Below are 13,174 nucleotides of genomic sequence, written 5' to 3'. Positions count from 1 at the left end.
AGCTCATCGTGTCGCCGCCATCCGAGCGAGTTCGCCTCCCAACCAGTCCTGAAGCGTCCAATGAAGCGCGCTGTCCGGGATCTGCAGTTGGAAGCTGGTGGGTGCTGGCTGAAGGTGTGGCGCGCCGGATGCCGGCGGCGCGGAAACCAGGCCGCCGCCTGCGAAGCGCGCCACTGCGCTCGATCGAGCGAAGGACGCCGGGTGAACGGAGCCTCGGAACTGCGAGGCAGCCGAGCGCACCGCCGCGCCGCCGCGGTTCACCCAATTGAGAAAGCCCACACCGACATCGCGCACGGCCGACGCCCGCACGACGTACTCCTGATCGGAAAGCAGAGCCGGGATACTGTCGCTGGTGGTGGTGCCTGGGCCGCGGATGTAGCCGCCTTCGGCTTTTTTCACAGCACCTCCCCCTCCAATTCCGACAAAGGAAAGCACCGTGTCTATGGTGCCACCCATGTTCCCGAACAGCGAATCGAACAGCTTCTCGCCAAGCTTCTTCCCGATTGCATTCAACAAAGAATTGACAACGCTTTTTGCGAATTCATTTACAGCCTGCGACGCGCTCTTTGCGCCAGTAACCACGTCCTGGAACATCGTACCGAAGCCAGTAACGAATGAAGTCTTCGCTACCTGCTGGACATCGGTGGATGCCTTCTTCAGCCCTTCTATCTCCGCCTTGACCTGCTCCGCATTGGACTTAATCTGTATCGATGGCGACGATGCAGCGAGCGTATCGAGTTCTTTCTGTAGCCGCTCAAGATCCGGCAACGCCTGGTCTCTGATCGGGCGGAACGCCCTCTCCAATGAATCCCCCTCGAAACCCTGGCCCTGCAGCAGTTGGCTAGACCGTTGCAGCCGACCCAAGATCTCATCAATCTGCCCCTTGATGCGCTGGAAGTCAGCCTGGTCGACCTCAAGGCGAATCTTTTGCTCGACCACGGCCGGCGACAGCAGTTCTGGGTTGGCATTTGACATCTCGAGCAGGTCCCGGTTGCGGGCCCGCACGTTCTTCTCGATCTGCTCGCGAGTGAGGGTGCCGGTCGCGGCATCAACCTCGGTCTGAATGCCCGTGGCCTGCGTCTCCAGCAGGCGCTTAGCCCGATCCCGCTCGGTATTGGATTCGCTAATTGCCTGGGTGCGATCTTGCTCCAGCTTGAGGTTGCGGGTGTTCAGCTGCTGGATTTCGGTCTCCAGCTTCTTGTTCTGGGTAGCAATCTGCACCCGCTCGTTCGGGTTCTTTGGGTTCTGGCCGCCCAAGCTCCCCTGCTCGGCCTGCAGCTTCTCGATCAGCTTCCGGTTGCGAGACTCTTCGGCATCAATGCCGTCGGTGACGATCTTCAGGCGCTGGTTATAGTAGGCTTGGACACCTACCAGGCTGTCTTTGTAGGCGCGCTCGTTCTCCGCCTGGTCAAACGCCAGTGCGTCCTTCTTGAGCGTCAGCTCCTGATCGAGCGTTGCCTTCAGCTGTTCAAAATCGGCCTTGGCCGCGGCATTCTGTGTGCCGAGCCCCGAGCCGCCAGCACCCTGCCGGCGCGCCTCGGAAATGGCGTCGTTGCGTGCCTTGGTGACCTCGGCCAGGCGCTTCGGATCGAACTTCGGGTTGTCCTTCTGGAGCTCAGGCGTCTCCGACACAGCCTTGGCGAAAGCGGAGTTGATCTCCTTGATGTCATCGGCCGCCTTCTGGGACGTGCTGCGGTGCTTCTTGACCAGGTCCGTGAAGTCCTGCAGCGCGCCGCTGTTCTTCAGGCCGATCTTGCCGACGGCAGCCTCTTGCTCCTTGGCCTGCTTGTCGACAGCCTGCTGTTGCAGCTGCCCAAGCTCCTCGAGGGCCGCCAACTGCTGCCGTGCCTGGTTCAGCTCGCGATCGCGCGAGCCACGGGAGAGCTTTTCGCCGTTGCTTAGGATGAACGGACGCATGCCGCTCGGCCCCGGCTGCTGCGCCGCGCCTTCGAGCAACGCGATCCTGTTGCGCAGCGCATCCTGCCCAGCCTTGTTCTCGCCGATGTCACCTGCGCCGAACTTCAGTTCCCGTTTCATGCGGGCAATCTTGTCGCGGGTGGTCTGCACGGACACGTCGATGCCATTGAGCGAGTCCTTCGCCGCGCTACCGAACGACGCCCAAGCGGCCACGCCGGTGATCAGCAACGCGACGATCCCGATGGGACCGCCCAGCAGGCCGGCGACGCGCGAAAGCACGCCGGCGGCACCGGCCGGCCCCATGGCAGTCGCAAGGGCTGCCTGGGCCGCTGCGTGCGCCGACGCTGCTGCCGCGGCACGCTGCTGAGCAGGCACCAGTACCGTCTCAGCCAGCGCCAGCCGCTGGATGCCGGCGGCCGCCACCACCGTGGCCTCGGCCTCGGCAAGCAACAAGCCGGTGTGGATCCGAATGGCGTCAGCATGCGCCACCTTCGCCCGCAGATCCGCCAGCGTGGCGGCGGTAGCCGCGCGAGTCGCGGCATCACCGCCGAGGGTCGCACTGGTCGCGGCGGTGATGGCGCCGGCAACGCCCTCCAGCACCCCGCGCACCACCTGGAATACCTTGAGCGCCGCGTACGCCTGCCCGAGCGCAACCACGGCTTCGCGATGCTCGAGCAGGAAGCCAGCCACCCGGCGCAGGCCCTGCCCGAGGTCGACAAGACCCTCCGCAAAGCCACGCATCGTCTGCACGGTCTGCGGATTGAGCTGGATCGACTTGACCTTGTCACCCTCACGCTCGATCGTCACGAAGGCGTCAGCAGCTTCGCCCAGCCCTTCCTTGATGGCTTCGAACAACGGCTTGAAGCCCTCGGCCGCCGCCCGCGTCGCCCCCTCCTTCAGGCTGGAGAGCCGGCCATCGAAAGTGTCACCGAAGCGCGCGGACGCGGCCTCGAAGCCCTGCAGCCGGTCCATCAGGAACTTGAACAGGCCTTCGCTCGAAGCCTTGGCGCGCTTGATGTCCTCGTCCTTGATGCCCAGCGCCGTGGCCAGGGTCGAGCCCGACGGCGTGATGCCACCCTGCACCAGATCCCGCAGTTCCTGAATCACCTGGTTCGAGTTCAAGCCGAGGGACTTGACCGCGTTGACACCGGTCACGGTCAACTGCCGCACCTGCTCGAGCGTCAGCTTGGCGGCCAGCGCCGGGCCAAGGATCGCTTGGAAAGCGCGAACGAGTTCCTCGCTGTTGGCGGCGGTGGCCAGTGCGTCGTTGTTCAGGTCGGCGATGATCTTGCGCGAGATGCCCAGAGCCTGGTTCAGGCTGACAGCCTTGCCGTCGATCGTGATCATCGAGGAGAGGATGCCGGCCATGCCGAGCTCGGCCGTCTCCATGCTGGCAGAGAACTTGATGCCCGCTTCTGGCAGGCCAGTCAAAGCGGCTTTCACGGCCTGCAACGCCTGACCGATGATGAAGATTCCGGCAGCAACAGTGCCGATGCTCTTCAGGCCTGCCACGCTCTGACCGATTGATCGAACCTCGTCGCCGACCTTCGCCAGTTCTCCAGCCGTTGTGCGGGCGGTCGTCTGCACGCCCTGCAGGCCAGACTGAACGCCGGAGAGATTCTTGCCCGACTCGTCGGTCTTCTTCAGTGCCGAAGCAAAGTCGCGCAGAGCGGCAAGAGCCCGCTCGTTCGCGAGATTGATCCGGTAGCTGATTTCACGTTCGGTCATGGGCGTCTAAGTGGTACGCTGAATGCCTTCCAGAGTTGTTTCCAGCCCTTCTCGTCGGCCTGGCCGCCACGTGCGATCAGGAGTTGCTCCCGACTACGCTCCTGCCCTTGCCGGGCTATTGCATCCGAGAAGCCCCTCAGCTGGGCCATGGTGTAGCCCAGCACTTCGCTCAGACTGTGGCCGGCCCCGACGAGCTGTTGGGCGATGTCGAACCACCCGGGAACATCGCCTGAAGCTGGCTGGCTACTGGCTTCAGACGTTGCTCGAAAAAATCTCGGTTCACACTGAGCACGTCCGCGAACAGATTGACCGGCACGTCCAGCTCCTGCTCGTCCAGCCAGTCCCGCTCCACGCGCGCACCAATGCAGATGACAGTCAGCAAAGCCTCCGCATGCCGCGTGAACAGGTGCACGATGTCGCCAGCCACCATTGCATCCGGCAGCACGCCGATCTCGGCGAAGACGGGCTCCAGAGCGGAGAGCATGGGGCCGAATTCCTTCACCTTGAGGGGGGTAATCCGAACCTGGCGCTCGCCGAAGCCCCTCTCGATCGAGGGGCCGCCGGCGAGTTGCGTCAGTTCGGCAACGGGTGCGGGGGTGCTCATGGATTACGTCAGCTGGACCAGGCGCCCGAACTGGCCGTAGTCGCTGGCCGCGGTCTTGGTTTGGTCGCTCAAGCACGACCCGGCCAGCTCAAACGTGTTGAGGTCGTCGCTGATCATCGAGAAGTCCTTGGCCGGATCCAGGCGGGTGCGGTAGATATCGAGCACCACCTTCGGAAAGCCAGACACTGCGGTGTTGAGCCCAACGAAGCGCACCCAGTATTCGACGTTAGCGGCCGTGTACATCTTCACGCGACTCAGAGCGGCCTTCGTGTAGTCGGCCTTCAGAGGCAGCGTGTACGGGCCGCCGGTCGTCGCGTCCAGAATCTCGATCTGACCAGATTTCGCGTCCAGATCGTAGTTCGTGCCGGCCACGAGGGTCTTCGGCGTTCCGGAGCTGTCCTTGATGGTGACGGCCGACAGATCCTGAGCAGCCAGGATGAAGACATTGCCGACCGCGAGGGTGCCAGTGGTCGGCGAGATGATCTCGTTGGTGACCGATCCGGAGGTCTGAGCCACCGCATCGCCTTGCGTGAGCAGCTGGATGTTCTCGGTGCTGATCTGCCGCAGCGAGGCCTTGAAGCTCATCTTGAGTTCGCGCGTGATACGCACGACGGTCTGGCGGTTGCCGGAGTAGTTCTCCTTGGCCTCCAGCACATCGGGCTCGGCCGAGAACGAGACGTCAGCGGCGTCGCCAACCCAGCGCATTGCCTTCGGATTGCCTGCGGTGTCGCGCTGGCCGAAGAACAGTTTTCCCTGCCCCGAAAAATAGTCCATCATGCTCTCCAGTTGTGGCCGTTACGGGGCCGTGGGTTTTTCCAGATATTCAACAGCGCCCAGCACCTGAGCGCACACAGTCTTAGAGCCGGCGCCACGCGGCATCGCGCGATCCCCTACGATGCGCAGGTTCATGACCAGTCCATCCAGCCCGCCATCCTTGAACACGGCACGCTTGATGTCGGCGATGAGCGCATGGGCTTTCACGAGCGGGTTATCCGGGTCGCACACATCAAAGGCCTCGATCACGAATGAGCGCGCCCAGGTATTGGTTCCGGCATGCGGCCGCATATCGCTCTTGTTCTCACCCGAGCCGTCATGCAACGAGGCCAGCGGAACTGGATCCTGCTCATCGTTGCCGAACTCCCGGCCGAGATAGACCCGCGCGCCGATGTCCGTCTGATAGCCGCCTGCCACACGAATCGTCGCGAGCCGCTCTTTGATGGCCTGGAGGATTTCAAGCGCCTTGCTCATGCCTTGGTCACCCAGTAAGCGGCAACAAAAGTGTCATCCTCGTCGCGCTCGTCGACGGTGTACGTCACCCCAGCGAGTGCACCGAGTTCCTCGGGGGTATAGCTGGCACTGTCATAGACGATGGTCGCGCCACGCGCCAGAGTCGCGATGTCCGAGCGCAGCACGGTGATGCGGGTGCCAATCTCGGTGCGGTCGCCGTACTCCCCTGCAGTGCGCGGCAAGCGCTCGACCACGGCGTCGAAGACGTCGTCGCCTGAGCGCAGGCGCGCATTCGCCAGGCGGCGAAGCACCGCCCGGGAGACGCGCTGGTCGAAGGAATGCGGCGCGACCATTTCTTATCAGCTCGTCAGGTTGCCACCGGCAGGTAGGCGCCGAGCTTGATCTTGACGGTCGCGCTCGGGTTCGCCGCAGCTTCGACCGCCACACCCACACATTGCTGCGCGGTGGTGGTCTTGTTGACCACCTTGTTGGTCGCATCCCAGAACACGCGGTCACCCACGCTGATGGCCAAGGCCGAGGTCTTGGCAATCTCGACCACACCCTCGGTGCGGAACTCGTTCGCCACACCGTTCTTGGCGTCGTTGACTGCGACACCGAACAGGCCAGCACCGAATAGGTATCCGGTACCGGCCGCCACATCGGCGGCGGGGGCCAGCGCCAGGGACTCGCCGTACTGAATGAAGTTCTTCATGATCCGATCCTTTCGAAGTCAGTGGGTGGAATCGGCCGGTTACGCGCCAGCGTTCTTGTGCGCGCCGCGGTAGTCGATACCCGCCACGCCGAAATCGATGCGGACCTTGTAGCGGGCGCCGTCCACGTCGAAGCCGTTCTGCAGCTCCAGATACGGATCCTGCGCGCCGTCCAGGAAGGCAACCTCCATCGCCGGAGCTTCCGCCGGATCGGCGAAGAAGTACCAGGCCGTGCCAGCCAGGCGCGGGGTATCGACGATGTCGCGCACCAGGCCGCGCACCAGGTTCGGCTTCTGCAGCTTGTTGGCGGTGTCCGGGTCGTACTGCGCGTCGTTGGTCACGCGCGCGGTACCGCCGATGCCAATCGGGCCCAGCCAGATCGCGGGGCGCAGGTCGAGATAGTCGTTGCCGCCGACATCCTTCTGCTGCGCCATCTGCACGCGGCCGGCCTCGAAGGAGGCCACTGCCGGCGCCGCCGCGGTGCCAGCGATGTTTCCGTGGTTGGCATGGAACAGTGCCAGACCGTCTTCCAGAGTCGGGCCAGCGCCGGAGTTTTCAGCCAGACGGGCATACACGGCCGCCTCGATGGTGCGCTTCGCGGCGCGGCCAAGCATGCTGGCAAGACCGATGAATGCGCCCAGATCATCATTGATGATCATCTGGCGGCTCAGGTTGATGATGTTCCCGCGGGTGCCGGCCGTGATGGAGGCCTTCTCGCCATCCGGGATGGTCTTGTTCTTGAACTCGCCGAGTTCGTTCAGTACGTCAAGGTTGCCGAGGCTGCCGACACGGTAGCGCGGATGTGCGCGGAAGTCCGACACGCTGCCGATCGAGCAGAAGCGGCTCCAGGTATCCGGAGCGAGCGCGTAGGCCTGCTGGAGCGTCTTGTGCATGGTGTTTTCCAGCAGGACCGGGAAGTCGCTGGTCGACTGCGTGAAGGCAGCCGCAACGATCTTCATCTGGTCCATACCGTCGACCTTGATGCCAGCCCGGACGAGGCATGCGCGCGCCAGATCGAGAAGTTTGTAGCCACGTAGCGGATTGGCTGCGTTGACGCGCACCGGCGCCCCCTTGTCATCCCGGGCGGCGGCTCGGGCCAGGATTGCCTCGGTCGCGGCCGCCCGGAACTTGTCCTGCTCATCCTCGACAGTGACGATGTTGCCGGCGACCGGCGTGCCTTCCTTGCCGAGGTGGGCCAGCAGCTTTTCCCGCGCGCCCTGCACGCTGCATTGGGTGTCGGCCTCGCAGGCAGCCATCAGATCGGCGACGCCTTCGCGGGCGCCGAAGCTGGCAAAGGCCGCGCGGATATCGGTGCGGCGCTGGGCCTCGGCTTGCACGCCGCGCGCAACGGCTTCGGCCTGAGCAGCCTGAGCGGCCTGGGCCGCGGGATCGGCCGATGCAGCGGCCGCCGGGTTCGGATGAGGCATGTGCTTCTCCTTCAAGTTGAAAGCGGCTGCCGCCGCCGGGATGGCGCGGTAGCGAGAAAGGTCGTGGGACGCGGCAATCGGCATCGCCGTGGTGACCGAATCGATGAACTTCTCGGCCAGCGCCTGCTCGGCCGTGTAGTAGTGGTCGACGCCATCGGTCAACAGCGCCAGCATCTCCTCCACCGGTCGACCGGTCTTGGCGGCGTAGCTGTTCGACATCGCCTGCGCCCAGGTGTCGAGGTAATCGGCCACTTCGCGCAGTTCCACCGCATTGCCACCGGCATAAACCCATGGAGCGTGGATCATCAGGACCGAGTTCTCGGCCATCTCGACGGTATCGCCGGCCATGGCAATCAGGCTGGCGATGCTCATGGCAGTGCCGTCGATGCTGACGGTCACCGCAGCCCGGTGGCGCTTGATGGCGTTGTAGATGGCGATCCCATCGGTGACTGACCCGCCGAAGCTGTTGATGCGGACAACGAGCTCATCAACATCAAGGGCCGCCACTTCCTTGACGAAGCCGGCAGCCGTCACGGACTCACCCCACCAGGATTCCCCGATATCGCCGTAGATGAAGATCTCGGCGGAGGTGGCAGCAGTGCCGCCGGCCGCGACGGCCGCCGCGGCGGCTGCCGACACTGCCCGGGCGCGAATGCTGTACCACTTCTGGGAAGACTTGCTCATTGCCGTGACCTGTGCATTGGTATGCAGCAAGTGTGGCAAAAAGAGATTCCGGTTTTTAGGGGTAAAACCGGAATATTTTCACCGACGACATGAAGCAGCGCGTCAGGAAGCCGACACGCCGGCGCGGGAACGCGTGCGACCTGGTTGAGCGGGCTCTGGCGGAGCATCGGCCAAGGCCGCCGAACCTTCCTTCGTGTTGGCGAAATCTGAGGCCAGCACCAGCCCCTTGTCGGCAGCTTCCTTCCTGAACTTCGTGATGTTTTCCAGTACGTCGTACGGATTGACGCCGCGCTTGCGCATGACCTCGACCTCGGATGCGAAGCCGCATTGCACCAGCAGCTGCCAGGCGAGCGCTTCCTTCATTGGGTCGATCCATGGCATGGCCTGGCCGACGAACATTGCATCGTCAGCCAGATCTGGCGCCACATCCTTCGGCCGCGGCACAACTCCGGACAGGTCGGCGATCGCGACGAAAGCCTCCCATACTGGCTGAACGAACATGCCAGTGAACTCGTCGGTCAGCACAGCATAGTTGACCCACTGCTCCACCAGCTCCTGCCGCTGAGACGAATAGGTGCCGTCATAGTCCCGGCTAATGCTCGAGTAGCTGGCGCCGATGCCGGCTGATGCCGCGCGAAGCTGGCCCTGCCGGAAGGTGAGGACATTTGGATTCGGCCGCTTGGTGTCGACCAAGCCGATTTCCTCGCCCACCTGCAGGCCGTCGATGATGGTCCCGGGATCGAAAGCGATTTCGCGCGGAATAGGGTTGCCCTGCTCATCCCGCTGGATGCTGTCCGGGTTGAACCCATCCGGCGAAAGCTTCTTGATATAGGCGGTCAGCCGAGCGGCAAGCTTGGCAGCCACCCGCTCGCTCTCCTCATAGTCCTTGATGTCCTCAATTCTGGTGATCACGCTAGCGAACTCGGAAACGCCGCGGAGCTGGCCAATGCGGTCAATGGCCGCCACTTGCAGCATGTTCTCTGCGGGGATTCGCTTGACGTCCGAGCCGCGCGCGAGGAAGGCGTTGTCTCCCGGGAAGCTCTTGTAGACGTAGTAACCAGTACGGCGGCCCCAGGCATTGCGCTGGATGCCCTGCCGGATATTGGCGGCCGGGTCCTCATAGTCCATTGGAACCATATCGGGCTCGAAGAGCTCAAGCGAGAACGGTACCTTGCTGCCGTGCTGGAGGAACGGCACGGTGCCGCGCAGCAACTGAGAGAATGCCTCGCCATCTCGAAACCAGGTCTTGGCAACCAACCGCTGGACCTTGGCCCAGTGGTGCTCCTGCGTGACTTCCGGCAGCTTCTGCCAGTCTCGCCAAGCTGCGCGCAAGTCAGCGGCATACTTCTCGTGGATCGTGCCATCGGGCCGTCGCGGCTGCGGCTCGACCCCGATTCCGCCCGGACCGACAACGTTATTCACCAGCGTGCGCAGCATTCCACGCGAAATATCGTGGTTCCGCTCGAGGTGACGTGCCTGCGCGCGCAGCCAGATCGCACCTTGCCGGACCAGTTGGTCCGGCGATGCCTGATTGCGATGAAACTTCCTCAGCCGACTGGGCTGCGCCGCTTCGTAGACCGCTTGGAGAGCCGCGCGGTCAAATAGGCGGCGGCGCCCGGCCGTTGGATCGAAGAACGCAACAATCTGGTCGATCAGGTTCATGGTCAGCGGTCCAGTCTGGCATTGAGAAAACGGATGCCGCCGGAACCTGGCACGCCGGCGGCCTGCGCCTGCTCGTTGGCCACGCGAGCCTCCCATTCCTGCCGCCCCTTCCGAATTTCGGATAGGTCCTCCATGCGCAGCACACGGTCGCCCAAGCGGGCTTCCTTGCCTTCGAGAATGGCCTGCTCGGCGGCCAAGTACTTCGCGAGCATGTCAGTGGCGGTCGTCATGGCGTCCAATCTATGGGAAAGTGAGTCCGGTTTTTAGGGGAAAAAGCGGAATATCTGCACTCGTGTGGGACTAGGTCCGGTTGATCACCTCGTAGAAGGTGGTTTTGCTGATCCCGAATTGCCGGCAAACCTCATCGCGATTCCGGCCATTGAAGGCGGCGCGGATGGCCTCATCCCGTTCCCGCCGGTCTGGCGCCGGGATATAGACCTCCTGTCCGCCCAGAAGCTGGCGCAGACCGCGCTCCAGCGCCTCGACGAATGGCTTGGCGAGCCTTTCGATGGGCGTGATTTCCTTGAGCACGATGGTGGTCAGCGCGCCGGTCAGATCGATGGCGGTGTCGGACTGCGAGGTGTTGTCGTTCTTCGGGGTGTCGCTCATAGGCGGCTGCTCCAGTCGTCCGAGGCAATGGAAGTTCTTCTGGCGGGTGGTCGAGGTGCTGCCGGCGCGGCCGCTACCGAAGGCGTCGCAGCTCGCGCCGACGAGCCGGCGGGCTGGGACCTTAGGCGTTGCTCCAACTGATCCCAGTACTTCGCCGCCTTGCGAGCCAGGTCGAGGTGAGTCTCCAACCAGACGGCATAGACCGTGCAATCCCAGGCCTCGACCCGCTTCCGGGTGGCCGACCATTTGGACTCTTCGCCCCTGGCCGTCATTTTCGTGGTGCGCTGTTCGCCGGCCATCTGGCGGAAAAATTCGTCTGACAGCTCATGCGAGAAGTGCATGTAGCCCGGGCCCGGCCGGGGAATGTGGAGGCGGTTGTAGATCAGATCCTTAGCGTGGTTCGTGCCCACGTGCCAGAGCTGCACGCCGTTGCGCTTCACGCGGCCGCGCCAGTCGATATCCACTTTGGCTACGCCGTCCTTGATGTGCTTCTCCCGGCCAGGACGACCGGCAACGGCAAACACCTTGCGGCGGGCATATTTGGCTGCGTAGGCATAGACCGCATGCGTATTGTGACCGCGGGAGTCGATGGCAGCGCCTTCTATATACAGGGTGGCGCCAGACTCGTGGGTGAATGGGGTGTCAAACAGGTATTCGGTCAGGTCATCCCACACCTTGTCTTGCGCCGGGTTCCCGAAGAACACCTGGTGGTCGACCACCCATTTTTCGCAGCCACGGCCATAGGCCCAGACCACCACCTCCAGCCGGTTGTCCTGAGTATCCACCCCCGCCAGCAACAGCAGACCTCCGAGCGGCACCCACCGTAGTGCATAGGGTTCGGCACGCTGCTTGATCTCGTCGACGTCGGTGCGCTCGACCTCCTGCTCCCAGGCCTCGCCGCGGGTGGTGTTGACGAAAGCCTTGAGCTTCGACATGTCGCCTGTCTGGGCCTTCTCGTTCGCCGCCAGGAACTCGCGCACGATATCGGCCCAGGCCACAGCTGGGCTATAGGCGGTCCACACCCCGACAAAGGCGACGTGGCGCGGTGGTCGCACCACCTTGCCCTTCGCATTGCGAAACACACCATCGTGGCTGATGGTGGTGCCGTCATCCGACTGGTACCGGCCCTGTTCCCACACGCGCAAATAGTCGGCCTGCTGGATCAGCGCGCCGCAGTGCGGGCACAGGTGGCGCACAGTCTCCGGGTCATCGTTCGTCCACTTGAAACCGTGCGCTTCTTCCTTCCCGCCCCAGGTGATCGGGTGGAAGGTGTCGCATTCCGGGCAGGCGATGTGGTAACGGAACCGTTTCTCGGCAAGCTCCACCCGGCGCTCTATCAGCGACAGTCCCTTTAGCTTGGGGGTAGAGCCGCACACCAGCTTCGGGAAGGTAGCGCCCTCGGTACGCTTGGCTGCCAGCGTGACGGGGTCCCCCTCTTTCTCGACATCGCTGTCGAATGCGTCGAGCTCGTCGAGATACGCCACGTCCACCGAGATCCGGCGGTAGTTCTTTGCCGCCTTACCACCGCGCAGGTGGAGCATGGAGCCGAGAAACTTCTTGGCCTGCAGCGTGTTGTCTTTGTGCCTAGCGAGGAAGGCCGGGAAGATTTCCCGCATCACCGCCACATCGCGCAGCATCGGCTCCAGCTCGGTCTTGACGAACTCGTCGCGGTCGTCGTCGGCCGGCTGCCAGAGCGCTTGGTTCCGGCGCCGGTGATGGGCGAAGTAGCCCACCGCGGCGAGGATCATCTTCGTGTACCCCACGCGCGCCGACTTCTGCAGGTCAACTTCCCGAATGGCGTCATTGCTGATGCAGGCGAGGATCGCACGTTGGAAGGGCCACGCACTCCAGGCCTGCTCGACATAGGAGGATTCGGCCGACAGGTAGAAGTGCGCGGCCGCCCATTCCTCGAGCGTCATCGGCTCTGGCGTGCCGAACCCTGCCAGGCCCCGGCCGAGGTGGTGCGCAATGATGGGGCGATATTGAGGCGCCAGCATCAGGCAGGCTCCTCTTCGTCGGGCGCTTCGATGCCCAGGTCATCCAGCGTCACGGCGGCGGCAATATTGCGCGCCTTCGCCACCTCCCGGGTGATCAACTCAACATCGTCGGCGGACAGACTCGGCAGCCGGCGCTTGAGCATGCCCGGTATTGCCTCAAGGATCCCGGACACGCGCGCGCCAGCCTGCGACAGAACCTGTTCGATCAGATGAACCGGCGCCAGCTCGCGCCGAGTGACCTCGTTCTGCAAGGCAATGCGGTCAGCCTGCTCTTTCGCAAGGCGCGCACGCTCGGCGACCAGGTCCAGACCCTCCTCTTCCGAAGCGCGACCGGCGGCAGTCTCGCGGAGGTGGCTGCAATAGGCGAGCAGCATCTGTCGACCGGTCATGCCAGCTATCAGGATCCCGCGCGCAACGAGGCTACTGACCGCTGGCTGGCTGATGCCGACCAGGCCAGCGAACTCTGCTTGCCTCATCTTCGCGTCGAGATTTATCACATAACCCCCCTAGAGCCGCGTCGTGACTAGAGAGCGCGCGAGGCTCGAATTACCCTTACAGGGCGCCTCTCGGGAGTACCTTTCGTCACTTTTTACGGTGTGCACCAGACCT

General features: G+C 63.6%; 12 protein-coding genes. All 12 read right to left on the bottom strand.

Annotated elements, in window-relative coordinates:
* Positions 1 to 3: 3 nt before the first annotated feature.
* The 12 genes from AC10V3_RS06985 to AC10V3_RS06930 all read right to left on the bottom strand — a co-directional run bounded on the left by AC10V3_RS06985 (position 4) and on the right by AC10V3_RS06930 (position 12,954).
* Positions 4 to 3,645, bottom strand: a complete 3,642-nt coding sequence (locus AC10V3_RS06985; protein WP_490923382.1) for a hypothetical protein — start codon at positions 3,643 to 3,645, stop codon at positions 4 to 6.
* Positions 3,646 to 3,814: 169 nt separating this feature from the next.
* On the bottom strand, positions 3,815 to 4,249 hold the full coding sequence (locus AC10V3_RS06980; RefSeq protein WP_490923380.1) for a hypothetical protein: 435 nt from the start codon (positions 4,247 to 4,249) through the stop codon (positions 3,815 to 3,817).
* 3 nt (positions 4,250 to 4,252) lie between these two features.
* On the bottom strand, positions 4,253 to 5,026 hold the full coding sequence (locus tag AC10V3_RS06975; RefSeq protein WP_490923378.1) for a phage tail tube protein: 774 nt from the start codon (positions 5,024 to 5,026) through the stop codon (positions 4,253 to 4,255).
* An 18-nt stretch (positions 5,027 to 5,044) separates the two neighbouring features.
* Positions 5,045 to 5,497 carry a hypothetical protein gene (locus tag AC10V3_RS06970; protein WP_490923377.1) on the bottom strand — a complete coding sequence of 151 codons (453 nt, stop codon included), beginning with the start codon at positions 5,495 to 5,497 and terminating at the stop codon, positions 5,045 to 5,047.
* The gene (locus tag AC10V3_RS06965; RefSeq protein WP_490923375.1) at positions 5,494 to 5,829 is read right to left on the bottom strand and encodes a hypothetical protein; all 336 of its coding nucleotides are present in this window, start codon (positions 5,827 to 5,829) and stop codon (positions 5,494 to 5,496) included. The genes AC10V3_RS06970 and AC10V3_RS06965 overlap by 4 nt, the downstream gene beginning before the upstream one ends.
* A 14-nt stretch (positions 5,830 to 5,843) precedes the next feature.
* Positions 5,844 to 6,188 (bottom strand): DUF2190 family protein, encoded by a 345-nt coding sequence (locus AC10V3_RS06960; RefSeq protein ID WP_490923374.1) that lies wholly within the window; start codon positions 6,186 to 6,188, stop codon positions 5,844 to 5,846.
* Positions 6,189 to 6,227: 39 nt separating this feature from the next.
* The gene (locus tag AC10V3_RS06955; RefSeq protein ID WP_490923372.1) at positions 6,228 to 8,297 is read right to left on the bottom strand and encodes a ClpP-like prohead protease/major capsid protein fusion protein; all 2,070 of its coding nucleotides are present in this window, start codon (positions 8,295 to 8,297) and stop codon (positions 6,228 to 6,230) included.
* Positions 8,298 to 8,399: 102 nt separating this feature from the next.
* Positions 8,400 to 9,959, bottom strand: a complete 1,560-nt coding sequence (locus tag AC10V3_RS06950) for a phage portal protein (protein WP_490923370.1) — start codon at positions 9,957 to 9,959, stop codon at positions 8,400 to 8,402.
* A gap of 2 nt (positions 9,960 to 9,961) precedes the next feature.
* Positions 9,962 to 10,189 (bottom strand): DUF6148 family protein, encoded by a 228-nt coding sequence (locus tag AC10V3_RS06945; protein WP_042886362.1) that lies wholly within the window; start codon positions 10,187 to 10,189, stop codon positions 9,962 to 9,964.
* Between the two features lie 70 nt (positions 10,190 to 10,259).
* The gene (locus AC10V3_RS06940; protein WP_454752163.1) at positions 10,260 to 10,568 is read right to left on the bottom strand and encodes a Mor transcription activator family protein; all 309 of its coding nucleotides are present in this window, start codon (positions 10,566 to 10,568) and stop codon (positions 10,260 to 10,262) included.
* Positions 10,565 to 12,565: a phage terminase large subunit family protein gene (locus AC10V3_RS06935; protein ID WP_490923368.1), complete on the bottom strand. Its 2,001-nt coding sequence runs from the start codon at positions 12,563 to 12,565 to the stop codon at positions 10,565 to 10,567. Before AC10V3_RS06935 ends, AC10V3_RS06940 begins: the two co-directional genes overlap by 4 nt.
* A complete protein-coding gene (locus AC10V3_RS06930; protein WP_490923366.1) occupies positions 12,565 to 12,954 on the bottom strand; it encodes a terminase small subunit in 390 nt (129 codons plus the stop codon). The genes AC10V3_RS06935 and AC10V3_RS06930 overlap by 1 nt, the downstream gene beginning before the upstream one ends.
* Positions 12,955 to 13,174 lie beyond the last annotated feature (220 nt).

The organism is Cupriavidus sp. PB-02 (assembly GCF_058252315.1).
This window is presented reverse-complemented; position numbering and strand designations above follow the sequence as displayed.